Annotated in this window: 22 protein-coding genes; 11 read left to right on the top strand and 11 right to left on the bottom strand. The window is 39.1% G+C overall.

Annotation, left to right across the window (positions count from 1 at the left end; translation table 11 throughout):
* Positions 1–158: 158 nt before the first annotated feature.
* The gene (locus B9A52_RS24970; RefSeq protein WP_084123274.1) at positions 159–1,802 is read right to left on the bottom strand and encodes a putative ABC exporter domain-containing protein; all 1,644 of its coding nucleotides are present in this window, start codon (positions 1,800–1,802) and stop codon (positions 159–161) included.
* Positions 1,795–2,511 carry an ABC transporter ATP-binding protein gene (locus tag B9A52_RS24965; protein WP_084123273.1) on the bottom strand — a complete coding sequence of 239 codons (717 nt, stop codon included), beginning with the start codon at positions 2,509–2,511 and terminating at the stop codon, positions 1,795–1,797. Before B9A52_RS24965 ends, B9A52_RS24970 begins: the two co-directional genes overlap by 8 nt.
* A gap of 113 nt (positions 2,512–2,624) precedes the next feature.
* On the opposite strand from B9A52_RS24965, the gene B9A52_RS24960 reads away from it, so the two are divergent.
* On the top strand, positions 2,625–3,233 hold the full coding sequence (locus tag B9A52_RS24960; RefSeq protein WP_084123272.1) for a hypothetical protein: 609 nt from the start codon (positions 2,625–2,627) through the stop codon (positions 3,231–3,233).
* 59 nt (positions 3,234–3,292) lie between these two features.
* Here the strand turns inward: B9A52_RS24960 and B9A52_RS24955 are convergent, their stop codons facing one another.
* From B9A52_RS24955 to B9A52_RS24940, 4 genes are all read right to left on the bottom strand, one after another.
* Positions 3,293–3,907, bottom strand: a complete 615-nt coding sequence (locus tag B9A52_RS24955; RefSeq protein ID WP_084123271.1) for a hypothetical protein — start codon at positions 3,905–3,907, stop codon at positions 3,293–3,295.
* Between the two features lie 79 nt (positions 3,908–3,986).
* Positions 3,987–5,273 carry a hypothetical protein gene (locus tag B9A52_RS24950; RefSeq protein ID WP_084123270.1) on the bottom strand — a complete coding sequence of 429 codons (1,287 nt, stop codon included), beginning with the start codon at positions 5,271–5,273 and terminating at the stop codon, positions 3,987–3,989.
* 123 nt (positions 5,274–5,396) lie between these two features.
* Positions 5,397–5,813 (bottom strand): nucleotidyltransferase substrate binding protein, encoded by a 417-nt coding sequence (locus B9A52_RS24945; RefSeq protein WP_084123695.1) that lies wholly within the window; start codon positions 5,811–5,813, stop codon positions 5,397–5,399.
* Positions 5,814–5,889: 76 nt separating this feature from the next.
* On the bottom strand, positions 5,890–7,323 hold the full coding sequence (locus tag B9A52_RS24940) for a S1C family serine protease (protein WP_084123269.1): 1,434 nt from the start codon (positions 7,321–7,323) through the stop codon (positions 5,890–5,892).
* Between the two features lie 215 nt (positions 7,324–7,538).
* Between B9A52_RS24940 and B9A52_RS24935 the strand changes: the two genes are divergently transcribed.
* The 6 genes from B9A52_RS24935 (at position 7,539) to B9A52_RS24910 (ending at position 16,096) form a co-directional block, all read left to right on the top strand.
* Complete coding sequence (locus tag B9A52_RS24935; RefSeq protein WP_084123694.1) at positions 7,539–8,705, top strand: 1-deoxy-D-xylulose-5-phosphate reductoisomerase; 1,167 nt, start codon at positions 7,539–7,541, stop codon at positions 8,703–8,705.
* Positions 8,705–10,018, top strand: coding sequence for an RIP metalloprotease RseP (rseP, locus tag B9A52_RS24930; RefSeq protein ID WP_084123268.1), 1,314 nt, complete (start codon positions 8,705–8,707; stop codon positions 10,016–10,018). The genes B9A52_RS24935 and rseP overlap by 1 nt, the downstream gene beginning before the upstream one ends.
* 302 nt (positions 10,019–10,320) lie before the next feature.
* Entirely contained in the window at positions 10,321–12,810 is a 2,490-nt protein-coding gene (gene lon, locus B9A52_RS24925) for an endopeptidase La (protein ID WP_084123267.1), read from the top strand.
* Between the two features lie 34 nt (positions 12,811–12,844).
* A complete protein-coding gene (gene porQ / locus B9A52_RS24920) occupies positions 12,845–13,864 on the top strand; it encodes a type IX secretion system protein PorQ (RefSeq protein WP_317045531.1) in 1,020 nt (339 codons plus the stop codon).
* Positions 13,865–13,874: 10 nt separating this feature from the next.
* Entirely contained in the window at positions 13,875–15,278 is a 1,404-nt protein-coding gene (gene hslU, locus B9A52_RS24915; RefSeq protein WP_084123693.1) for an ATP-dependent protease ATPase subunit HslU, read from the top strand.
* An 80-nt stretch (positions 15,279–15,358) separates the two neighbouring features.
* On the top strand, positions 15,359–16,096 hold the full coding sequence (locus tag B9A52_RS24910) for an SDR family NAD(P)-dependent oxidoreductase (protein ID WP_084123265.1): 738 nt from the start codon (positions 15,359–15,361) through the stop codon (positions 16,094–16,096).
* A 10-nt stretch (positions 16,097–16,106) separates the two neighbouring features.
* Here the strand turns inward: B9A52_RS24910 and B9A52_RS24905 are convergent, their stop codons facing one another.
* Positions 16,107–16,595: a SixA phosphatase family protein gene (locus B9A52_RS24905; protein WP_084123264.1), complete on the bottom strand. Its 489-nt coding sequence runs from the start codon at positions 16,593–16,595 to the stop codon at positions 16,107–16,109.
* Positions 16,596–16,683: 88 nt separating this feature from the next.
* Here B9A52_RS24905 and B9A52_RS24900 point away from each other — a divergent pair, with 88 nt between their 5' ends.
* Positions 16,684–16,878 (top strand): cold-shock protein, encoded by a 195-nt coding sequence (locus tag B9A52_RS24900; protein WP_084123263.1) that lies wholly within the window; start codon positions 16,684–16,686, stop codon positions 16,876–16,878.
* A gap of 59 nt (positions 16,879–16,937) precedes the next feature.
* Here B9A52_RS24900 and cdaA read toward each other — a convergent pair whose 3' ends face one another.
* Together cdaA and folP are read right to left on the bottom strand one after the other, a co-directional pair.
* Entirely contained in the window at positions 16,938–17,813 is an 876-nt protein-coding gene (gene cdaA / locus B9A52_RS24895) for a diadenylate cyclase CdaA (RefSeq protein WP_084123262.1), read from the bottom strand.
* On the bottom strand, positions 17,810–18,688 hold the full coding sequence (gene folP / locus B9A52_RS24890) for a dihydropteroate synthase (protein WP_084123261.1): 879 nt from the start codon (positions 18,686–18,688) through the stop codon (positions 17,810–17,812). Before folP ends, cdaA begins: the two co-directional genes overlap by 4 nt.
* A 14-nt stretch (positions 18,689–18,702) precedes the next feature.
* Here folP and B9A52_RS24885 point away from each other — a divergent pair, with 14 nt between their 5' ends.
* Genes B9A52_RS24885 through B9A52_RS24875 form a run of 3 tightly spaced genes read left to right on the top strand, consistent with a single transcriptional unit; the run spans position 18,703 to position 20,868 of the window.
* Entirely contained in the window at positions 18,703–19,248 is a 546-nt protein-coding gene (locus tag B9A52_RS24885; RefSeq protein ID WP_084123260.1) for a DUF1599 domain-containing protein, read from the top strand.
* Positions 19,241–20,341: a BT_3928 family protein gene (locus tag B9A52_RS24880; protein ID WP_084123259.1), complete on the top strand. Its 1,101-nt coding sequence runs from the start codon at positions 19,241–19,243 to the stop codon at positions 20,339–20,341. The genes B9A52_RS24885 and B9A52_RS24880 overlap by 8 nt, the downstream gene beginning before the upstream one ends.
* Positions 20,338–20,868 carry a shikimate kinase gene (locus tag B9A52_RS24875; protein WP_084123258.1) on the top strand — a complete coding sequence of 177 codons (531 nt, stop codon included), beginning with the start codon at positions 20,338–20,340 and terminating at the stop codon, positions 20,866–20,868. The genes B9A52_RS24880 and B9A52_RS24875 overlap by 4 nt, the downstream gene beginning before the upstream one ends.
* Here B9A52_RS24875 and B9A52_RS24870 read toward each other — a convergent pair.
* A complete protein-coding gene (locus B9A52_RS24870) occupies positions 20,858–22,375 on the bottom strand; it encodes an OmpP1/FadL family transporter (RefSeq protein ID WP_084123257.1) in 1,518 nt (505 codons plus the stop codon). The two genes, B9A52_RS24875 and B9A52_RS24870, sit on opposite strands and share 11 nt — an antisense overlap.
* 73 nt (positions 22,376–22,448) lie before the next feature.
* On the bottom strand, positions 22,449–23,798 hold the full coding sequence (locus B9A52_RS24865; protein ID WP_084123256.1) for a hypothetical protein: 1,350 nt from the start codon (positions 23,796–23,798) through the stop codon (positions 22,449–22,451).
* Positions 23,799–23,887 lie beyond the last annotated feature (89 nt).

Genomic DNA, 23,887 nt, shown 5'->3' with positions numbered 1-23,887 from the left:
TTAATCTAATAAAAAAACCTTCGAGGTCCTGACGTCGCGGATAGGAAGACCTCAAAGGTTTCATATTTATGGGTTCTGGGTGCGGATTCTTCCGTCTTCCGTCTTCCGTCTTCGGTCTAACCCAACATCCGTCATCGGTCATCCGATAATAACCTCCGTCAAATCTCCTTAAACTCCAGCCTACTCACAATATCCAAAGCCACATGTAACATAACTGTTGCGACCAGGGTCATACCTATCCCTGTGGCCAGAAATGCATAAACCACCTGTTTGGAGATGATATAGGCGAATACACCTGCCGCTAAAGAAGGTAAAATTCCAAAAAACATAACTCCACCCACAATCAAGGGTTTAATCAATTTTCGATCCCAACCCTCATAAAAACCTACCTGAGTTGTCAGGGTAATGGCAAATCCTGCAATGTAAAATGTACCCAAACAAAATGGGAAAAGAAACATCAGTCCCCAACTCAATTGTGCGATTAGAACGGTTGGGATGATCAGGACCACTGCAAAGATCAAAGTCTGGTAAATATCCAATTTGATGATATTCCAGAACTTGGAAGGCCAAGAAGCGGGGATTAGGATAAAAAACGGTTTTTTAAGATCTCCCACATTTGTCCGGCCCATTCCGGCAAGAAAATAAAATGCCAGCATGGTGGCCAAATATCCATAAATGATGGCATGGTTAAACCAGTCAAAATTGGATAGAACAGCCATTACAATACCAATTCCTGCAAATATCAACCCATACAACCCAAAAAGAGGGTGGAAATCCTGTCGGGAACTGTGGACATAATTTCTCCAATAAAGGGCTGTTGCACCGGTTCCGAAATCCTTGAGATCCAGTTTCTTTTTGGTATTGAGGCTCATGGAAGATTCCGAAGCTTCCCGCTTGCCTTTTACTTTTTCTTTGACCTCCTCGTTGGATTTAGTGGATTCCAGCACATCTTCATAGTAGTATCCTGAGTGGACAATCACCAAATTTAAAATCAGCAAAAAGGAAAGCACATAAACTGCAATAAATCCAAAAGCAATCCAGATATTTTCATGACTCAAATAGGTAATGATTCCCCGGCTCCAACCTACCAAAGGGAAGAAATCAAACCATTTGGAGCCGATCCAGGCAAACATGCCCTGCCAGAATTTTTCCGCCATCATCCCCGGGATCAAAATCATCAAAGATAATATTCCGCCCAAGGCAAAAACCCCGTTTTTGATATAAGTCAAAATACCATATTTGGTATTGAGGGTATAAACCAAAAACCGGATAGGGGAAAGGATGAAGAAAAACAGGGTCAATCCCATAGACATCAACAGCAGGTTCCAAATATTGAAATCAAACATTTCATTGAGTTGGGCAGTGCTGTAAAGAATGAATATAAAGCTTCCGCCCACTGCCGGAAATACAGATCGGACCATATAGTAGATCAGAATTTTGGCTGGTGCGACAGGGGAAGTGAATAACAGGTTGACATCAGCCATACTGAAGAAGCTGACGTTTTTCTTGGTGGCTTTGTAAAGCTGAAACATCAGGAAACCCAAAGCCAAAAGTGTAATTCCCCCGACTATATTCTGCTGTGCAAAATTCACCTCACCGAGTTGACCTGCAGCATCCTGAAGCTGTTCAAGATCAATATCCTCTGTTTCTGTTTTCTTTGTCCCTCTTCTGAGGTAAAAAAAACTGAAATACCCGACTACAAATAAATAGGGCAATAACCTGAGTGGGTTTTTGAGGATAAGCTTGATGTTGTTGATCAGGATAAAAATATCTTTGCGCAACAATAGACTGAATTCATTCATCTTTTGTCAGTTCTAAAAACAAATCCTCCAAACTTGAATCTGCACCACTGTTCAATGTGGCCTTGAGATTGGGAAGTGTATCGTTGCCGATGATATTTCCGTCTTTCATAATCATAATCCTGTCAGCGATATTTTCCACCCCATCTATCAGATGGGTACTTACCAAAATGGTTTTACCTTGTTCTTTTAATTCTCTGAAAATCTGTTTGGTGTTTTTGATGGCTTTGGGATCCAAGCCTATCATGGGTTCATCAAAAAACAACATCTGTGGATCAGGCAGCAAAGCACAGCAGATGGAAACTTTTTGTCTCATCCCTTTGGATAAATCCCTTCCCAGTTTGTCCTGTTTGTCACTGAGGTCATAAAGTGCCATCCACTTTTCCGCCTTAGATTGCCAGTTTTTGACGCCATAAGCCTGAGCGATAAATTGAAGGTGTTCCTTGACAGTCAGAAGGTCGTAAACATGAGGGGTTTCGGGAATGTAGGAGAAAAGTTTCTTGGCAGCTACTGAAAGGTGGTCTTGACCACCAATGTAGATTTCGCCTGAAGTTTTTCTCAATAGACCCACAATACATTTCATCGTGGTACTTTTTCCTGCGCCATTTGGGCCCAGTAACCCCACAACCTCGCCACCATCCAATTTGAAAGTGATGTTGTTTACGGCATTTTGTTTACCGTATTTTTTGACCAAATCAATTACTTCTAACATGTCTAAGGAATAAAAATTTCAATTTTCAAATATTAAACATTTCAATTGTATTTGCGTTCAATTGGGTTGAAAATTGTTTGTTTTACTTTATTTTATCTTTAAAAAATCACAACATGAAAAATGCAATTGTAGTTTTAGCAGTCTTGATTTTTGGGGTAACTTTTACTGCCAATGCTCAAGAAATGGGGAAATTCCGGGTTGGATTGGATTTAGGATACACCGTTCCGATGGCAGGCGGAGGAGGGGTTTTGTTTTATTTGGAACCTAAATACAATATTAAGGACAATATGAATATTGGGTTAAGAATCGGTGGGGCGTCAATGGTACGGGATTTGGTTATTTATTCCAATTCCGATGATGGAACAGCAAAGGTTGCTATAAATGGTTCTTTTGTTTTAACTTATGATTATTACTTCAAAACTCAGGGAAGCAATTTTGCTCCGTTTGTTGGAGCTGGCCTAGGATGGATGAATTTTGCAAGTATTGATTTTGACACAACAGTAGACCCGGAAGATTATGGCACCCTGTCCGGCAATTCTGCTTTTGCTCCTGTATTAAGGGCAGGTTTTGAAGCATCAAAATTCAGGCTTTCATTGGACTATAATTTTGTACCAAAATCTGAACTCATTAATACACAAGGAACAGTAATCGGTGAAACAGGTAACGCCTACTTGGGAATTGCCGTCGGCTTTTATGTGGGTGGTGGAAAATGGAGGAATTAACCAATTAAAAAAATAAAATCAGGAAAGGTAATTCCCATTCGGAACTGCCTTTCCTTATTTTAAAATACAAGCCCCCATTTAATTGAGATGCTATTGAAAATATAAGCTTCCTCCCTTACGGAACTAAACCCGGGAGGCAGGCCAGTTCCGGCATTATTTGAATTGGTGAAATCTCTGAATCCTTCATAAAAAAAAGCCTGCTGTCTTTTAAATCCCAGACTCCAGGTAAAATCATTTTTTCCATTTTTTCCTTTTCTTCTAATCCCAATGGAAGGGCTGAATAAAAATCCACCCTCATACCAATTTTCGCCCCATTCATTGACTTCCCTTTTTTCCAAAATTGCAGAACCTTTTCCCAGATCCAAACCCGCAAAGGGGGTGCTGCGTTTGCCTTTTTCCCAAAATCCACGCCACGCAAATGCCATAGGTATTAAATTGAAATTCGGATAAGTATCAAGACCAATTAAAAAACCGACGGCATGATACTTGTTTATCCTTGCACCATTGAATGTCTGGAAAGAAAAATTAATTCTAGGGTCAAAGTTATTTTCAGAGACTTTAACCCTGCCGAACATTGGACCTATTTCAGTATGGTTGATATAAGTCTTTTGCTGGGCAAAAGATTGTTCCTGCCAGAAAATAAGAATCAGAAATAAAAAGAAAGCAGTTTTCATTTATTTGAATGAATTTTGTAGCCGGAATTTTAAAAGAAAATTTTTAAAAATCTCATCAAAAATCCTGCGGGTAAGAAGATCAAACCACGACAGGGTTTTTGACTTGAATACAGCTTAATGGCTTGAGTACAGAAGGCGTAGAATAGTCAAATTGGCAAACCCCATCAGGACCTATCACAATCAGGGATTTTGGTCCGGGAATTATATCCACAGATTTCATCGATTTCAGGAATTCCAATTGATTTTTATCTATGTTCAAAACATCTGCAACGTTGAAACTTTTTAAACCATGTTCTCCTTCCGCTACATAAAGATAATCTCCTGAAAGTGCCAGACCATGCGGATTGAGCATGGGGTATGCTTTCACTAATTTTGGTTCATAAAGGTTGGTAATATCAACTATCTGTAGCTCATCTACTCCCATTCTGCAGAACATTCCGGAGCGTAAGGTTACAAATGCATGTTCGTCATTCACTACCACCGGATCGCAGGCAGTAATATGCTGATAAACCGACATGACTTTCGGATCTGCCGGTGTACTGGCGTCATAAATATGCATTCCTGTGTTGGAACCAATGAAGAGCTTGTCTTTGAATGGAAAAATTGTTTCAATTCCCCAACCCAAATCTATGTTTTTCAAATGCTTTGGTTCGTCCTCTTTCAGAACATCAAATACCCTTAAGCTATATTCATCTACCGCATAGAGATGACCACTCATCAAAGTAAACCTGGCCATTGAACCACCTTGACCATAGCTCTGGGATTGACCACCGCCTCTATTGCCACTGAAGCTTGCATCTGATGATGATTCCAACATCCAAAATCCACCTGGTCTTCCCCATCCCCACATGATTTCCGAATCCTGAGTTAACACAGTATCCTTGTAAGTGATGATTTTGCCGGTAGCATGGGAATACATATGCATGAACACATCTTCTACTCTATTCACTTTTTTGATATCTCTAGGATTGGTAATGTCAAAAGCCAAAAGATCCACATAGTTGTCAGCATACAAAATATCTGAATTTACCGCCAGGTCCACATTTCCAGGAATATTAATGAAATTGATGTTGACAGGAGCTGAAGGATTGGTGTTGTCCAAAATATGGATACCTTTTTTTGGCTCATTGATAAACAAAAAGTCACCGTAGATGTATATCTTCCCGGGATTCTCTAACTCTTTGCCCGGTTCTATGATAATATCTGCAGCCCTCACATCACTCATTTCCAAAAACACTGGAATAGTAGCTTTATACATGTAAGTACTTTTGACATCGTCATGGCAAGATGGCAAAACCAAAAACAGCATTAATGCCAAAACCAGGTTGAGTGGTCGGCTGAATAGTGGAAGTAGGTTTTTTTTCATGGCAATTTTTGAAAGAAATTTTTAGAATAAGAACGAGGAACTGTGCACTTATTCTTATGACGTACTATTTGGCAAAAGTGCGACAGAGAATAAAAAAAATTTTTTCAGAATCTTTTTCACTTATTATTGATTAAGCTTTTTTGATAATTTCCTTTCAAAATTTTCCAATAAGCTTACATGTTTGGTGATGATGTTTTGTGTAAACTCATATTCATAATCTTCTGGATACAATGGGTTGAACTTGATTCTCTCTATAATAATATCCAACCAACCTTTTCCATTGTCTATTAAATCCTCGTGAAATGCTTCAACAGTTGCATCTCTAGAGCCTGAAAAAGGGGGTCTTCCCTCTTTTCTGAAATATTCACCTATGGTCTTTAAAGCCAATTCATGGGTAAGTTCAAATGTGCGGATAATTTTGTGCTGTGTTTTTGGATCAGGCTTGGAATTCCTAAAACCCACAATCAAATCCCTCAATTCATCCAAAGCTTCTTGAAAATCCTGGAAACATTTTTGGCAGGTAGGGGGTGGAATTTTCATAATGGCAAATTTCATTTTGGATTCATTAACTCATGAATTAATGAAGAATAAATTTAACAACTTTAATTTACACAATTTATCTCACATTATAGGATTGCATAAATGGCTGTCCATTTGGTGTTACTCCTTCCAATCTGAGTCTACCGCTGAATTTTTCCAGATATTTACCAACTTCTTCAGGATTTTTTGACGGTTCTCCGTTTACATGGGTGATGACAAATCCATTGTTCAGGCCCAAATCTCTTAGGTAACCACGGGTCATTCCTGTGATTTTGATGCCAAATTCAATGCCGAGTCTGTCTTTTTCAAGCGTATTCACCGCCTCTAATTGTGCTCCCAACAAATTCGATGTAAAAAACTCTCTTTTTATTATTCCTGTACCTCCCTCCAGATTCTGAAGGGTGACTTGGGCAGAGTTTTTCATACTGTTTCTTTGGAAAGTAACCTGAATTTTATCACCCGGATAGTAGTAAGATAACACTTCCTCAAAACTTCCTTTTCCCAAGATATCAATGTTTCCAATTCCGGTGATGACATCATTACGCTGTAATCCTGCTTTTTCTCCGGCACCATTTCGGACTACATGGGTGATAATTACACCATCCAATGTTTTGAGTCCCATTTCTTCTGCAAGCTCGGGAGTGATTTCCACTACCTCTATTCCTGGAATGGCTTTTTGAACTTCACCAAATTTGATTAGGTCATTGGCGATTTTCATAGCAATATCGACAGGTACAGCAAAGCCATAACCTGTGTAGGAACCTGTCCTCGAAAGTATAGCGGTATTGATTCCCACCAATTCACCTCTGACATTGACCAAGGCACCTCCCGAATTGCCAGGGTTGATAGGAGCGTCAGTTTGGATAAAAGATTCCAAGGGAAATTCTCCGCCGAGAATATTGATCTGTCTTTCCTTTGCGGAGACAATACCTGCTGTGACGGTGGAGGTAAGATTGAATGGATTTCCAACAGCGATTACCCATTCACCTATTTTAAGCTCTCTACTGCTTCCCAGCTGTATGGCGGGTAAGTTTTCCGTTTCAACTTTCAATACCGCAATGTCTGTATTTTTATCTGTCCCGATCAGTTTTGCTGGATAGGTTCTTTTTTGATGCACAACCTCAATGGTTTCAGCCCTGTCAATAACATGATTGTTGGTAATGATATAGCCGTCTTTACTGATAATTACCCCAGAGCCTGTACTTACTCTTTGAGCGGGTCCTGTACCAAAAAAATAGTCGAAAATACTGTATCTCCTTTGGTCTGTCCCTGAAAAGTTCTTTATAAATACGACAGAAGGAGTACTTTTTTCAGATGCTTCAACAAAAGAAACCGGATTATTAGGTATGCTTGGTGGACTTTCTCTGAAATCCACATTGTATTTAGGGCTTTCATTCCTGAATTCAAGTGGTTCTTTGGTAAGGTCTTTTTCCGAAAACTGGTGAAAAGCCCATGCTCCAGCAATTCCTGCTGCAAAGGCCAAAAAAACTATTTTTACATTTTTAAGCATAATGTCAGTACGATATACGGCGGATATGCAGGTTTTATTTAAAGTTAATTAGCAAACAAATTTACCTATTTGCATGCCAAATTTATATACTTTCAAAAAGTCATAAAAAATTTGAAGGAAAAGTCTATTAACCTTGTAATTTTGTCAGATTAAAAAAATAGGGTCAGACAGAAGTTTTTGTTTTTTCCGCCTTCTTGCTAATGCAAAATGAATTAATGTCAGGTAAAAAGAATGTAGCCATACTTGGCTCAACCGGTAGTATTGGAACCCAAACATTGGATGTCATCCAGTCACACCCCGAAAAATTTCAAGTAGAAGTCCTGACTGCCCAGAATAATGCTGATTTATTGATTGAACAAGCTTTGAAATTTCAGCCAAATTGTGTGGTTATTGCCAATGAAAGCTTGTATCAGAAAGTGAAAGACGCATTGATACCCCATGATATCAAAGTTTTTGCAGGGGATCAAGCCATTGCGGACGTGGTTACTATGGAAAGCATCGACCTTGTGTTGACTGCATTGGTAGGCTATTCAGGGCTTATTCCGACCATCAAAGCCATAGAAGCCGGTAAGCAGATTGCTCTTGCCAATAAGGAAACGCTTGTAGTTGCAGGTGAATTGATTACCCAACTTGCAAGAGATAAAGGAGTCAATATCTATCCCGTTGATTCTGAACATTCGGCTATTTTCCAATGTTTAGTGGGAGAGTTTCATAATCCTATCGAAAAAATTATCCTTACTGCTTCAGGAGGGCCGTTTAGAGGTAAAGACAGGGAGTTTTTGGCCAAGGTCACAAAAGCCCAGGCACTGAAACACCCAAATTGGGATATGGGTGCAAAGATTACCATTGATTCAGCATCCTTGATGAATAAGGGATTGGAAGTTATTGAAGCAAAGTGGTTATTTGGGGTTTCTAAAGAGCAGATTGATGTAGTAGTTCATCCTCAATCTATCATTCATTCCCTGATTCAGTTTGAAGACGGATCAATCAAAGCACAACTTGGACTGCCTGATATGCGTATTCCAATTCAGTTTGCTTTGAGTTTTCCCGAAAGGTTTAAATCTGACTTTCCTAGATTTGATTTCGTGAATTACCCAAGCCTGACATTTGAAAAGCCTGACATGGAAACTTTCAGGAATTTAGGATTGGCTTTTGAAGCGCTTAAAAAAGGAGGTAATGCACCATGTATCTTGAATGCTGCCAATGAAATAGCTGTGGCTGCATTTTTGCATGACGAAATCGGTTTTCTCGAAATGTCGGATTTGATAGAAACTACACTGGAAAGGACAACATTTATCCAAAAACCAAGTTTATTGGATTATATAGAAACGGACAAAATGTCCAGAAAAATAACGGAAGAATTAATCAAGAGTAAAGTATAATGGATACATTAATAATGGTGGCCCAGCTGATTCTGGGATTGTCAATTTTGGTTGGCTTGCACGAATTGGGTCACTTGTTGACTGCCAAAATGTTTGGTATGAGGGTGGAGAAATTCTCTATTGGATTCCCTCCCAAAATAGTTGGATTTAAATGGGGTGAGACAGAATATTCCATTGGAGCGATTCCTTTGGGAGGATTTGTCAAGATTTCAGGCATGGTGGATGAGTCCATGGATACTGAGCAGCTTTCCTCTGAGCCCCAGCCATGGGAGTTTCGGTCAAAACCTGCCTGGCAACGTTTGATTGTGATGTTGGGGGGGATATTCGTCAATGTGATTACAGGTATTGTCATTTTTGTGATTCTTGTTCACCAAAGAGGAGAGACATTCTATTCCAGAGATCAGGTAATTGAAAATGGAATTGTTGCCTATGAAATAGCCAAAGAAATTGGTTTTCAGGACGGTGACAGGATTTTGGATATCAGCGGAGAACCTTATAAAAGCCTCGGTGAGTTGAGTAGTGGGGACGCATTACTAAGTTCAGAAGGATATTACACAGTAGACCGAAACGGGGAAATCATCAAAATTGAGATTCCAAGAGGTTTCATCAATTCTTTCTCCAATGAAGAAAGTATGGGGCAGTTTCTCGATATCAGACACCCTATAAAAGTGATGGAGATTTCACCCGGTACGGTAGCTGAACAATCAGGTCTTCAAAAAGGAGATAGAATTATCGCAGTAAATGATCAGGAAGTGAACTATATCAATGAGCTGCAGGCTACACTCTCACAGTTCAAAGGAGAACAGGTTGATCTATTGGTAGATAGAAATGGAGATAAAATCGAAAAGGAAGTCCAGATCAGTGAACAAGGTACTTTAGGTTTTGTCAATGCCCCTCTTGATCCGGTTGTTCAAAGATATGCCATCGGAGAGTCAATTGTTAAAGGCACAGAAAGAGCTTTTGGTGTGGTCATTATCAATGCGAGGGCATTGGGCAAAATGTTTACAGGAGAAGTTTCTGCCAAAAACGTCAGTGGTCCAATAGGAATGGCGAAAATCTACGGAAGCAGATGGGATTGGGTAAAATTTTGGAGCATAACCGGTTTGATTTCTATGATATTGGCCTTTATGAATTTATTGCCAATTCCGGCTTTGGATGGTGGACATGTCATGTTTTTGCTTTATGAAATGGTATCGGGGCAGGCGCCTTCGGACAAGTTCTTGGAAAACGCCCAAAAGGTTGGCATGGTGATGTTGTTGGCCTTGATGGTTTTTGCAATCGGGAATGATATTCTGAAGATTTTTACTGGTTGAAAAATTAAACTACCAACTTATCAAAACTTAATTCAAGGGAAATCTGAACATTAGATTTCCCTTATTTTTTTAGATTTTTTTTTGATTAGTATAGCTCAAAGATTTAGGAATAGATTTTACATTTATAATAATTCAAGGTTGAACAGGGAAATCAATCCAAAATACTTCACTTATTAACCTGCCATTTTGTACCTAAACAAACCTTGGCATATACATTGATTTTATTGCAGGAACCTTATTAACTTGGAGGTTTATATTTCTTTCTAATATAACATGACATTTCAACTGTCATATTGTCCTTTATGAATAACTACACAAACCAATTATATCAATCATTAATGGTAGGAGATTACGCAGGGGAAGGTGACCTGATTCAACTTATCACCGACGAGGAAGATGATTCTTTACAACATCCGGAAGACTATTCCAAAGAGATACCTATTCTTTCAGTTCGAAACACAGTGCTTTTTCCAGGAGTGGTCATTCCGATCACAGTAGGGAGACAAAGATCCATCAGACTTGTGAAAAAAGCTCAAAAAGGAAATAAGCTGATAGGAGTCTGTGCCCAGGTCAATCCACAAAATGATGATCCTTCATGGGAGGATATTTATCATGTAGGTACCTTGGCCAAAATCATTAAGATGATCGTCCTGCCCGATGGGAATACAACTATTATTATCCAAGGGAAAAAGCGTTTTAAGATCAGCCAGACTTTGACCGAAGATCCTTATTTCACCGCAAAGGTTGAGTTTTTGGATGAGAATTTCCCTGAAAACAATAAGAAAATCCAGGCACTTGAGGAATCCCTCAAAGAGGCTGCGGCTAAAATTTTGCATCTTAATCCAGAAATTCCCAGAGAAGCACAAGTGGCTTTGGACAATATTGATAATACTGCATTCCTGACTCATTTTTTATCTTCAAATATCAACGCACCGGTAGATTCCAAACAGAAATTGCTTGAAATCAATGACGGAGTTGAACGGGCAACTTTGTTGCTTGAATTTATGATGAAGGATATACAGATGCTGGAGCTCAAAAGTGAGATCCATAAAAAAGTGCATACAGATATCGATCAGCAGCAACGAGATTATTTTTTGCGCCAACAGATGAAGGTCCTGCAAACAGAATTGGGAGAAGAAGGACCTGAAAAGGAAGTTGAAGAACTCCGACTCAGGGGTTCCAAAAAGAAATGGCCAAAAGAAGTTGCCAAGCATTTTGAAAAAGAACTGGATAAAATCCTTCGTATCAATCCATCTGCCGCTGAATATCCTATTGCCTTGAATTATGCGGAAACATTGGTAGAGTTGCCTTGGAGTGAATATACCGAAGACAATTTTGATCTAAAACGGGCCAAAGCGATTTTGGATAGAGATCATCACGGTTTGGATAAAGTCAAAGAAAGAATCATTGAATATTTGGCTGTCCTGAAATTGAAAAAAGACCTGAAGGGCCCGATTCTTTGCTTGTACGGTCCTCCTGGAGTAGGAAAAACTTCTTTGGGTAAATCTGTTGCGACGGCTTTAGGAAGGAAATACATCAGGATGTCCTTGGGTGGTGTACATGATGAAGCCGAAATCCGAGGCCATAGAAAAACCTACGTGGGCGCTATGCCGGGTAAGATTATTCAGAATATGAAAAAAGTCAAATTTTCCAATCCGGTATATGTATTGGATGAAATAGACAAACTCAGTTCTGATTTCAGAGGAGACCCTTCTTCTGCATTTTTGGAAGTTTTGGATCCGGAACAGAACAGCACTTTCGTTGACAATTATCTTGAAGTGGAGTATGATCTTTCCAAAGTCTTGTTCATTGCCACAGCCAATTCGTTGGACAATATTCAGCCTGCCCTGAGAGACAGGATGGAGGTGATTGAAGTGACGGGATATACGCTGGAAGAAAAAATTGAGATTGCCAAAAAACACCTCGTTCCAAAACAGCGAAAAGAGCATGGATTGAAAGGGAAAGATATTTCTTTTGACAGGGCTGCTTTGGTTAAAATCATTGAAGATTATACAAGAGAATCCGGAGTAAGAAGCCTCGAAAGGGCCATTGGAAAAGTCGTCCGAAATGTGGCTAAATCCATTGCGATGGAAGAAGAGTATTCCAAGAAAATCACTCCCCAGCTCGTAAGGAAAATATTGGGTGGTGAAATTTTCGATAAAGAATTTTACCAGGACAACAGTGTTGCCGGAGTGGTTACAGGACTTGCATGGACCTCAGTAGGTGGTGAAATATTATTCGTAGAGACATCACTCAGCAAGGGAAAAGGAAAACTTACTTTGTCCGGTCAGTTGGGCGAAGTAATGAAGGAGTCAGCCATGACTGCACTTTCCTATCTCAAATCCAAGGCTGAAAAATTAGGTATCGATGAAAGGGTATTTGATCATTATGATCTTCATATTCACGTTCCTGCAGGTGCTGTCCCAAAAGATGGTCCATCGGCGGGCATAACCATGCTGACAGCTATGGCATCTATCTATACCCAAAGAAAAGTAAAATCCAGGGTTGCGATGACCGGGGAAATTACTTTGAGAGGAAAGGTGATGCCTGTAGGTGGTATCAAAGAAAAAATTCTGGCGGCAAAAAGGGCAGGGATAAAGGATATTATCCTTTGTCAAAGCAACAAAAGAGATATTGAGGAAATTGATCATGAATATATCAAAGGTGTAGAATTCCACTTTGTCGATAAAGTAGAAGAGGTATTGGGAATTGCGTTAATGAAAACAAAAGTAGAAGATGCGATGGTTTTCAAGTTTCCGGAAGTCACACAAAACAGTGCTTCTGTAAATTGAAATTCCAGATCAATCAATAAACATTCAAGAGAATTTGGGCTATCCTTGGAAATACCTTTTGATTTTTTGTTTGGGCTGTTTAGTTATGGTTCATCAAATATCAAATGCCCAGACTTCCAATTCCGCTTATAATTTTGTTGACAATCCTTCCTTTACCAAACTGGCAGGTTTGGGTGGGGTAAATCTGACAGCCGGAAATGATGTGATGATGTTTATGTCCAATCCGGCGCTTTTGGACAGTAACGCTGTAAATACACCTGCATTTCATTACCTTAATTTTCCCGGAGGAATCCATGTGGCTACAATCGGATTTAACACCGAATTGTCAAATGGGGGAATTATTGGCATTGGATTGCAGTATTTTGATTACGGCAACTTTGAAGGCTTCGATGCTATCGGAATACCTACAGGGGAATTCGGGGCCAATGAATTTGCATTGGTAGTAGGTTATGGAAATCAAATTGGGGTATTCCGTTATGGGGTAAATACCAAGATACTTGGATCTATTTTGGAAGGGTATCATGCCTACGCTTTGGCATTCGACTTTGGGGTCAATTACCATCATCCTGAGATGGACTTGGTGCTGGGAATGAATCTAAGGAATTTGGGTTTCAACCTAAGTACTTATGTAGAAGGACAAAAACTGCAACTTCCAACTGACGTTAGGATAGGGGGTAGTTTCAAGCCTCAATATGCCCCATTTAGATTTCATCTTTCATTGAGAAATCTCAACGGCAGGGAGACAGACTTCTTTATTCCAAATCCTGGCAGTAACAATGACGACATATCGGGCGTTGATAAAATATTCCGCAGGGCGGTGTTCGGTGTGGAAATTTTACCAAGTGATAATTTCACTTTAAGATTGGGTTATAACCATTTGATCCGGAAAGAATTTGAAACTTCATCAGGCGCCGGTGCAGGAGGGTTTTCTGGAGGCTTTGCCTTCAAAGTGAAGAAATTTGAACTATCCTATTCCAGGATGTTTTACAATATACCCGGTGGATCCAATATATTCGGAATATCCACCTCAATCAATGAATGGAGAACGTTTTAATAACAACAATATGAGAAATGACATCAATGAACTTACTCCTCGGCAGATCGTCGCAGAATTGGATAAATATATCATAGGGCAACATGACGCCAAAAGGAATGTAGCCATAGCACTCAGGAACAGAATCCGAAGGATGAATGTCAAAGGAGACATCCAAAAGGATATAGTTCCGAATAATATTTTGATGATAGGCTCTACGGGTGTTGGTAAAACCGAAATAGCAAGAAGGTTGGCTAAAGTAGCCAATGCCCCATTCACTAAGGTGGAGGCTTCAAAATTTACCGAAGTAGGTTATGTGGGCAGGGATGTAGAAAGTATGGTAAGAGATCTTGTGGAACAATCCGTTCATTTGGTAAGAGAGAAAAAAAATGAGGAAGTCAAAGAGAAGGCAGCTGATTCGGTAGATGAAGTTATTCTGGATATCCTAATCCCTCCGGTGAAAACAACTGGATTTACGCGTCCTGCAACTTCGGTTTCCTCAGATTTCAAGCCCGATTTGGTTTCAGAAGATGATCTCAACGAAAGAACCAGAGAACGGTTCAGAGAAAAATTGAAAAACGGTGAAATGGAAGACCGAAAAATAGAAATCAATGTGAAGCAAAGTCCACCTGTTGGTATTGGGATGATCGGTAATGGAATGATGGATGATGCGAGTATGGCTGGTTTGCAGGATATGATTTCCGGCATGATGCCAAAGCGCTCCAAAAAGAGAAAAGTTACCATTGCCGAGGCCCGAAAAATATTGATGGAAGAAGAAACTTCCAAATTGGTTGATTTTGATGAAGTAAAAGAAGAAGCCGTGCGCTTGGCGGAAAACAATGGTATTATTTTCATAGATGAAATTGATAAGATTGCTTCAAAGAGTGGGAAAGGCGGAAGTGGACCTGATGTAAGCCGTGAAGGAGTACAAAGGGATTTGTTGCCTATAGTAGAGGGAAGTGCAGTAAATACCAAGTACGGAATTGTCAATACCGATCATGTTCTGTTTATAGCGGCAGGGGCATTTCATGTGGCCAAGCCTTCTGATTTGATTCCTGAGCTTCAGGGTCGTTTTCCAATCAGAGTGGAATTGAACAGTCTGACAGAGGATGATTTCTACAGGATTCTAAAAGAACCAAAGAATGCGCTAACCAAGCAATATCAGGCTTTGTTTGATGCAGAGGACGTATTTCTTGATTTCAATGATGAGTCTATCAGGGAAATTGCCAAGTTGGCATTTAAGATCAATGAGGAAGTAGAAAATATCGGTGCAAGGAGACTGCACACCGTCATGAGTCACTTGTTGAATGACTTCCTTTTTGATGTTCCCGATACTATAGAGGCCAATTCAAAAATAATGATTACCAAAGAAATGGTGGAGGAAAGGTTGGCTTCATTGGTAAAAAACAGGGATTTGTCACAATACATTCTCTAATCAATGGTGAATTTCCAAATCTCAGTTTGATCAAAAACTGAGATTTGGTTGTTTTTTGATTTTATAAACGATTTCAATAAATGTCAGGCTCAAATCTTTATATCATCACAGGGTCAAGCAAGGGGATAGGCGATGCCATAGTGAGGCAATTGCTTAGAGACAGATCGAATGAAGTCATTGGGATTTCCAGAACTGTCGAGGATAGGAATAATCCTCATTTTAAACACATCCGGATTAACTTGAGCAATATTGAAATCCTGATGAGGGGCACAGATGAAATTTTTCCTTTTAAGGAATACCAAAAAATTGTTTTAATCAATAATGCCGGATGGATAGGACAAATAAATCATTTGGGTGATTTAGAATATAAGAATATTCAAAAAATATTCGAAGTGAATACCATTGCTCCCACTGTTTTGATGAATGCTTTTATAAAAAAATACCGGGCCTTAAACCAATCTGAGCGGATAGTGGTCAACATCAGTTCAGGTGCAGCGAGAAAGGCTTTGGATGGTTGGTCTTGCTATTCTTCCACAAAAGCTGCTTTGAATATGATGACGGAAGCGGCACAGGTTGAAGCGGAAATAAATAAATCAGGTATTCGTTTTTTTGCAGTCGCACCGGGTGTGGTAGATACAGAAATGCAGTCTGATATCAGGTCGGCCAAAGAAAGCAGCTTTTCTGCCTTAAAAAAATTCAAGGATTTAAAAGAGAACAATGAATTGCTTAGTCCTGCGAAAGCTGCGGAAAAAATACTTTATCTGATTCAAAATGCTGATAAATTTTCAGGTGTACTTCAGGATATCAGGCAATTTTGACAATCATTGATCAGGATTTTTTCGGATAATCAAAAAACCAGAATTTCGCATTCTTTTTGCCAATATCAGACCATGTATTGACATCAAATTTAAATCCGAATTGGCCCGACGTGGGAAGATTGTCGATTTCACCTCCCAGTTTCCAAATGAGATCATTTTCACCGGGATTATGTCCAAAAACAAATAATGTATTGACTGAATCAGCTGTCTTTTTGATTTCAGATAGCATATCTGATGCGGAAGCATGATAGAGGTAAGGAGTAAAACGAATTTTTTCTTTAGGAAAATCCAAGCTCTCAGCTGTAATCAAAGCTGTGGCTTTTGCTCTTTCTGCATCTGAAGAAATCATTGCGTCAGGGATTATACCCTTTTTTTTCAATCTGTTTCCCATTTTTGGAGCATCTCTAAGGCCCCGTTCTGCCAAAGGCCTTTGATGGTCATTTAAAAGAGGCTCCTTCCAGGAAGATTTTGCATGACGGATAATTACAAGATTTTTCATTGTTTGAATTTAGCAAAATAATTTTTGTTTTTTGATGAAGTATATTTACATTTAAAATACATTTAACCACATAATTATAATATTTATCATGCTTACCGGAACAGTAAAATTTTACAATGACGCTAAAGGATTTGGTTTTATCGTTGACGACGAATCCCAAAGTGATGTGTTTGTCCATGCCACGGGATTGGTAGACAAAGTAGCCCAGAATGACAAAGTAACCTATGATGTAAAGGATGGGAAAAAAGGCCTTAATGCTATAAACGTTAAAAAATTACAGTAATAGTAAAAATTAGGTATTGGTAACGGACCGGAAATTATTATAGTTTTCTGTCCGTTTTTTTATGCACTGGTACTTGTAGGCGTTATTTTCTTGAGTTTGCTCCTTTCAAAAATTGAAATGGGTTCAAATTTATCATCAATATCAGCTCCTGTCAAATAATCATTGAGCAGTTCCCTCAATTCCTGAAAGGAGAGATTATGCAATATTTTTCCGTTTTTGGATAATGATACCTGTCCTGTTTCTTCAGAAACTATCAAAACCAATGTATCAGTTGTTTCAGACATGCCAATCGCAGCCCTGTGTCTAAGACCGAATTGGGCCGGAATATCTCTTTCTGTGACAGGAAGAATACATCTTGCTGCTTTTACTTTTCCATTGTAGATAATTACCGCTCCGTCATGGAGAGGGCTATATTTATTGAAAATAGAGATCAGCAGTCTTTTTGATACCTGTGCATCAATGATATCACCACTTTCGGCATAAAATTTCAATTCTGAATTTCTGGAAATAACCATCAAAGCACCTGTATTGGTACCGGACAAACTTTTGGATGCCTCAATAATGGGATTGATGTTAAAGGCTTGAGTTTCTCTTTTTTTCCAAAAAAGCAATTCCTGGAGAAAATTTTCATTGGAGAGGAAAGATGTTTTTCCTATCAGTAAAAGAAATTTTCTGATTTCGGGGGCAAAAATAATGATTGCGGCTATCACACCAACTCCCATAAACTGACCAAGAATAATGGAAAGCAGCTCCATTCTCAAGGCACTGACCATTAGGTAGATCAAATAAATAGATAGGAATCCAAGAAATATTTTTATCGCAACACTTCCCCTAAGCAGTTTGTAAACTTGATATAAAAGAAGACTGACCAAAGTAATATCAATGATATTTACTATGGATATTTCCAAAAAACCTATTTTGAAAAGTAGTGTCAAGGGTATAGTTCTTTATATAAATTTACAGTTTCTTTAGCTTCTTTCACGTCATGTACCCTCAAAATGTTTGCTCCTTTTAAAAGTGCAGCCATATGTAATGCGGTAGTTCCGTTTAATGCCTCTTCAGGTTTAATTTTAAGTGAATTATAAATCAAGGACTTTCTGGAAAGACCAACAAGAATAGGCGCTTGAATTGTTTTAAAATAAGCTAAATTTCTGAGAATCCAATAATTTTGTTTCAATGTTTTGGCAAATCCTATTCCCGGATCAATTATTACATCTTTTATGCCAGCTTTATTGCAAAACTGCATTTTTTTAGAAAAATAATTCATTATTTCTAAAAGTACATTTTTGTAGTCAGTTTGGGCCTGCATAGTTTCCGGATTACCTTTCATATGCATTGAAATATATGGAACTGAAAGCTTTCCTACAAGAGGTATCATGTTTTCATCCAACTCACCGGATGAGATGTCATTTACAAAATCTGCACCGGCATTTACAGCCTCCACGGCTATCTTGGATCTGAAAGTATCAATGGAAACAAGAACATCCGGGAAATAGTTTTTTATAGCCTCTACACCTTTGATTGTTCTTGATAATTCTTCCGATTCAGAAACATTTTCTGCATTGGGCCTACTGGAGTAACCCCCAACGTCAAGTATATCTGCACCCTCCCTGATCATTTTTTCAGCCACTTTCAACAATAAATCAGGACTGCTATTGAACCTGCTTCCTGAATAAAAAGAATCCGGCGTGATATTCATAATTCCCATGATCCACGGCCTTTCAATCAAAAGTAGCTTTCCTTTGGATTGGAGTGTTATTTTTGGTCGAAATAATATATCTTCGGATTCCGAAGTGAAAGGACTATCCATTAAACAGAATTGCTTTGAAAACTCAAACCACGAGCGAATATAATCAAGTTATCCACCTTTGTAAAGAACTATTCAAGAAGAAAACCATCGACTATGGTACAGCTTGGAGAATTTTGAGGCTGCCATCCATTACCGATCAGATTTTTATCAAAGCCCAGAGAATAAGATCCATTCAGGAAAAAGGAAATCAAAAGGTCAACGACCCCATTGCAGACGAGTTTGTAGGTATTATAAATTACTGCATTATTGCGCTGATCCAAATTGGTCTTTTGAAGGACGATAGGATGGAGTTTTCTTATGAGGAATTAGAGCCCTTGTATGACCATTGGGTAGCTTCAACAAAGGGCTTGTTGGAAAATAAAAATCATGATTATGGAGAAGCGTGGAGAGATATGCGCATTTCTTCGATGACAGATATTATTTTGATGAAATTATATAGAATAAAACAAATTGAAGATAACCAAGGAAAGACTTTGGTTTCCGAGGGAATTGAAGCCAACTATCAGGACATGATCAATTATGCGGTATTTTGCTTAATTAAATTAGGGTATCATGCTTAAACAGGGATTCTTATTTGCAATAAGGCTTTTTGTAGGAGGTCTTTTTATTTTTTCAGGATTGATCAAAGTAAATGATCCTGTAGGAACAGCGATAAAACTGGAAGAATATTTTGATGTGTTTTCTAATGACATAGCCTCATTCTTTTACCTTTTTAAGGAAATAGCATTACCTCTTGCAGTTGTTTTGGTAGTGGCTGAGGTAGTTTTGGGAATTATGCTGATTCTAGGAGTAAAATTGAGGTTTACAGTATGGTCTTTGAGTATTTTGATTGTTTTCTTCACCTTTTTGACATTTTATTCTGCTTATTTCAACAAAGTAACGGATTGTGGTTGTTTTGGTGATGCGATCAAATTAACACCTTGGGAATCATTTATTAAAGACATCATTTTATTGATCCTGATTGGGGTACTTTTTGTTTTTAGAAAAGATCTTTCCAATAAAGAAAAAGCATGGGCCCAATGGACCGTAAGAATAAGTTTGGTATTATCTGTTGCACTAGCGATTACAGCTATAAGAAATCTGCCATTTATCGATTTTAGAGCTTATAAAGAGGGTGTTGATATCACAAAAGCCATGCAGCCATCAGAACAGCTCCAATACAATTATGTCATGAAGAAAGGTGGGGAGGAATTCATCTTTGATCAGTATCCTTCAGATGAATCTTATGAGTTTGTCGAGATGAAACTGGTCAATGAAGAAGCCTTGCCCAAGATTTCGGATTTTTCAGTATGGAACGCAGATGGGGAGTATACAGAGACTTTATTGACCGGTAAAAAAGCCCTTGTTTTGGTGACCAATATGTCCAAATTAAATACATCAAACCTGGATAAAATTGATGAAATGATTGCTGGAATCAAGGAGACGGATATTACACCTGTTTTGATTGCGGCATCTTCTGAAGATGAAATAGAATGGTTGATTAGTTCAAGGGGATGGGAAATTGAGGGATTTCAAGGAGATGCTACAGTCATCAAAACGATCATGAGATCCAATCCCGGAATCATGCTTTTGGATGATGGAGTGGTTGTCAAAAAATATCATTTTAGAAATACGCCATCTTCTACAGAAGTAAAGGAATTATACAGCAAATGAGAGTACCAATGAAAATCGTATTGGTTGGTATGCCGGGTTCTGGTAAATCTACCTTTGGAATGCAGTTGGCAAGGCAGTTAAACTTTGTTTTTTTTGATTTGGATAAAATTATTGAAGAGGAAACGGGGAAAAGTATCAGTTATATTTTTGAACATGATGGAGAAGGGAAATTCAGGGAATTGGAAACAATTTATCTTGAAAAATACCTGGGCGGTATAGAAGGATTTGTTTTGGCTACAGGTGGAGGAACCCCCTGTTTTAATGACAATATGGAATTGATCAATAAAAAATCGATTTCCGTGTTTTTAGATGTGTCTTTGGAAGAGATTTACAAAAGGATTCCTAAAAATCAATCAGGTAAAAGGCCCATGTTTTCTGGCTTAGATGAAGGAGAGATAATTCTTAAGCTAAAAAACCTTCATGCTGATAGAGAACGGTATTACAGACAGGCAAAAATCATCATCAGCGGAGAGGATATTTCCACAGAACATTTGATGTCTGAATTGATGACTTTTTTTAAAAATTAAATCCAAATGTCAGGAATCCGGTTGTTCTGGTATTCCTGATTTCTATAATTGGTCCGATATTCTGACCATTGTCAATGAATTCATAGGAATTATAAAGCTGGTCAAATTGGGAGGCTATCAATGCAAAGTCAACATAAAATTTCTGCAATCTTGCTCCAAAACCTCCTGAGAACTGCTGGGTACTTCGGTCAAAATTACTGTTGACAAATGGGTCCCCGTAATAAGCATATCCACCCCGAATCCTCCAAATATCAAACCTGAATTCTGCACCGGCCCTGTAGTTTAAAGTGGTTCCATAGAGTGAATTGATGGTCTGATTATCCGCACTTGCGTTAAAATCCCTCGAACTGATTCTCATGGCACTATAATCCAAATAGTCAATATCTGCCGTAATAAATCCATTTTTACCTAGGAAAATGGTCGCTCCACCACTTAATCTTAGAGGTGTATTTAAATTGTAACTACTGATTATTAACGGAGTTAGGGCCTCTTCCCTCCCAAGAGTTATATTTTCCGGTTCAAAAAAGAAGTTGTCATAATCATTGACCATTCTTGCCTCATAGTCTTCACTGAAATTATACCAAGTTGGGGATTGGAAATTGAAACCAAGATTAATCTGATCAATTGGTTTGTAAATAAGACCAAAATTCAGGTTTGCTCCGAATCCATTGATCCTTAAAAATTCATCTATTCTGGAATTTAATAATGGTTCGTCAAAGAACTCCTCAGTGTAGAATTTTTCTTGGAGAAAGTTAATAAAAGACAATCCCAATCCTGCTCCTATGAAAAATTTGTTGTGAAAATTAGCACCGTAAGAAAAACTAGTCTGTCTTGTTCTCCCTTCTCGAATTACCGTTTCATCCTGAAAAGGAAATCCGCCTACGAATGAAAAATACTCTGTCGGATTATTGATAGGGTTACCTGCTTCATCTTCTGTTATGGGATTGATCAGGAAGGTCTGGTAAGCAAGGCCTGTCAATCCGAAATTTTCAATTTGATTTTCCGGGATACCGCTTGCCTGTTGTAAGAAATGATCAATGATTGATGTCTCTCCCTCAAAATCAGAAAAATATCCAAACTGATTATTGAAATGGTTGGTCCTATTGAAGCTTATTCCAAAAGTCCCGCCTCTAAATGCCCCTGTGCTTAAAGGTCCTTTTGGATTACTGATTACCACGCTAAGATTTGGTATTGCAAAGTTCCCTGTTCTGTCTTCCTGGATTTGACTGAGGTAGTTCGTTTCTGATATCCATGTGCCAAAAGCCGAGGTGAAACTGAATTCAGATCTTCTGAAAAAGCCCAATCCTGCCGGATTGGTATGTATATTTGATATATCGCCTCCTAAAGACATTTGGGCTCCGCCCAATCCATTGATCCTAGCTGAACCTGTAGATCTAAATTGGCCGAAACGCAAGGCATCTTCGTAATAGCCTATCTGAGCAAAGGATGTCCCAAGTGCGAATGAAGTAAAGAAAGCAAAGAATAAAAACTTTTTGGAAGAAATCATGAATACAGAAATAGCTGAGCAGACATTGTTTTTCTAAGGCTTTGTTACCTGTTTCTATAAAAAAGGGGAGTAATTATCTCCCCCCTCTTCCGCCGCCTCTTGAGGCTCCGCTGCTCATTCCGCCACCACCACTGCTTCTACTTGGAGCACTCATGGATGGAGAACTGCTTCTGCTTGGTGCTGACATTGACGAACCTCTAGAAGGTGCTGACATTGAGGAACCTCTTGATGGAGATGTGGTCCTTGATGGAGACATTCTATTGTTCATATTGTTGTTGGTATTTCCTCTATTGTAAGAAGGATTTGCGTTTCTTGTTCCCTGAGTACTTCTTGTATTATTAAAGTTACCTGGGTTTGCAGACCTATTGGTGCTGCCATAAGAACTTCTATTTGAAGTTCCACTATTGTAATTTGGTCGTGAGTTAGCAATACCTGTTCTGCTACTTGGCCTTGTCGCAGCAGCCGAGCCTACATTTCTTGTTCCTGCAGAGGCAGAATTGGCAACTCTATTTGTTCTTCCTGAATTATAATAATCGTTTTGAGATCTTCCAAAGTCACGTCCTGATGAGGCTCTGTTGCTGGAATTTACCGTCCTGCCTGAGCCAGAGTTTACTGCATCGCGTCTTGCTGCTCTAGAAGTGGAAGCATAATCCGTACCTCCTCTGACAGGCCCACCTATAGTACCGGAACCTCTTCCTGGTCTAGCTCCCCGAACTACCTGACGTCCGTTTTCACCGCCCCATCCTGGCGCTCCCCAACCCCAACCGGGTGCTCCCCAGCCCCAACCCGGACGCATACCCCAACCCCACATTCCACCACCCATCCAAGGGTTCATCCAAGGATTCATCCAAGGGTTCATCATCCAGGGATTACCCCACATTCCTCCCATTCCCCAGCTCATTCCGAAACTCATATTCCAACCCCACATGGAGTTCCAACCCATTCCCATCATAGGCATACCCCAGCCCATTCCCATCATAGGCATACCCCAGCCCATTCCAACGCCAAAGTTGAAGTTCACATTACTGCCTCCTCCACCTGCGCCGTTTAGGCCAGAACTATTTCCATAAAAATTATTATAGGCATTGATATTACCCTGCTGTTCTTCATTATCATCAAAATAAACTGTCCCAGAATCCGCAACATTGCTTTGAGCTTGATATTTGGCGATATATTCCGGATTGACATTTCGTGCTGAAAAATTTTCCTGCTGGAATTCAGTCGGGGCAACTTCATTCAATGACTGGAAATTTTGGGGATTGTTATTTGAAACCGCGAATTCAGTCGCGATTTTGGCATCCGAAGCCATAAAATAAAGATCATCGGTTTCACCGCTTTTCATAGCATTAAATCCAGTGCTGCAGGAAGAAAGCATCAGAATTGCTCCTGTACCGAGAATGAGTATGTTGTTGAGATTCTTCATTTGTTTGGTTTTACTATTTAAGCTTTTATACGAGGGTAATGTCAGAGGGTTATAATTTTTTGGTTTATATTTGCCCCTTATTGTAATTA

Source organism: Aquiflexum balticum DSM 16537 (assembly GCF_900176595.1).
Taxonomy (GTDB): domain Bacteria; phylum Bacteroidota; class Bacteroidia; order Cytophagales; family Cyclobacteriaceae; genus Aquiflexum; species Aquiflexum balticum.
The sequence above is the reverse complement of the archived record's forward strand: the minus strand, read 5'-3'. Positions and strand labels throughout refer to the sequence as shown.

Coding starts and splice junctions, on each gene's coding strand:
- B9A52_RS24970 (WP_084123274.1), bottom strand. CDS start 1,802: ATGAATGAATTCAGTCTATTGTTGCGCAAAGATATTTTTATCCTGATC.
- B9A52_RS24965 (WP_084123273.1), bottom strand. CDS start 2,511: ATGTTAGAAGTAATTGATTTGGTCAAAAAATACGGTAAACAAAATGCC.
- B9A52_RS24960 (WP_084123272.1), top strand. CDS start 2,625: ATGAAAAATGCAATTGTAGTTTTAGCAGTCTTGATTTTTGGGGTAACT.
- B9A52_RS24955 (WP_084123271.1), bottom strand. CDS start 3,907: ATGAAAACTGCTTTCTTTTTATTTCTGATTCTTATTTTCTGGCAGGAA.
- B9A52_RS24950 (WP_084123270.1), bottom strand. CDS start 5,273: ATGAAAAAAAACCTACTTCCACTATTCAGCCGACCACTCAACCTGGTT.
- B9A52_RS24945 (WP_084123695.1), bottom strand. CDS start 5,813: ATGAAAATTCCACCCCCTACCTGCCAAAAATGTTTCCAGGATTTTCAA.
- B9A52_RS24940 (WP_084123269.1), bottom strand. CDS start 7,323: ATGCTTAAAAATGTAAAAATAGTTTTTTTGGCCTTTGCAGCAGGAATT.
- B9A52_RS24935 (WP_084123694.1), top strand. CDS start 7,539: ATGTCAGGTAAAAAGAATGTAGCCATACTTGGCTCAACCGGTAGTATT.
- rseP (WP_084123268.1), top strand. CDS start 8,705: ATGGATACATTAATAATGGTGGCCCAGCTGATTCTGGGATTGTCAATT.
- lon (WP_084123267.1), top strand. CDS start 10,321: ATGAATAACTACACAAACCAATTATATCAATCATTAATGGTAGGAGAT.
- hslU (WP_084123693.1), top strand. CDS start 13,875: ATGAGAAATGACATCAATGAACTTACTCCTCGGCAGATCGTCGCAGAA.
- B9A52_RS24910 (WP_084123265.1), top strand. CDS start 15,359: ATGTCAGGCTCAAATCTTTATATCATCACAGGGTCAAGCAAGGGGATA.
- B9A52_RS24905 (WP_084123264.1), bottom strand. CDS start 16,595: ATGAAAAATCTTGTAATTATCCGTCATGCAAAATCTTCCTGGAAGGAG.
- B9A52_RS24900 (WP_084123263.1), top strand. CDS start 16,684: ATGCTTACCGGAACAGTAAAATTTTACAATGACGCTAAAGGATTTGGT.
- folP (WP_084123261.1), bottom strand. CDS start 18,688: ATGGATAGTCCTTTCACTTCGGAATCCGAAGATATATTATTTCGACCA.
- B9A52_RS24880 (WP_084123259.1), top strand. CDS start 19,241: ATGCTTAAACAGGGATTCTTATTTGCAATAAGGCTTTTTGTAGGAGGT.
- B9A52_RS24875 (WP_084123258.1), top strand. CDS start 20,338: ATGAGAGTACCAATGAAAATCGTATTGGTTGGTATGCCGGGTTCTGGT.
- B9A52_RS24870 (WP_084123257.1), bottom strand. CDS start 22,375: ATGATTTCTTCCAAAAAGTTTTTATTCTTTGCTTTCTTTACTTCATTC.
- B9A52_RS24865 (WP_084123256.1), bottom strand. CDS start 23,798: ATGAAGAATCTCAACAACATACTCATTCTCGGTACAGGAGCAATTCTG.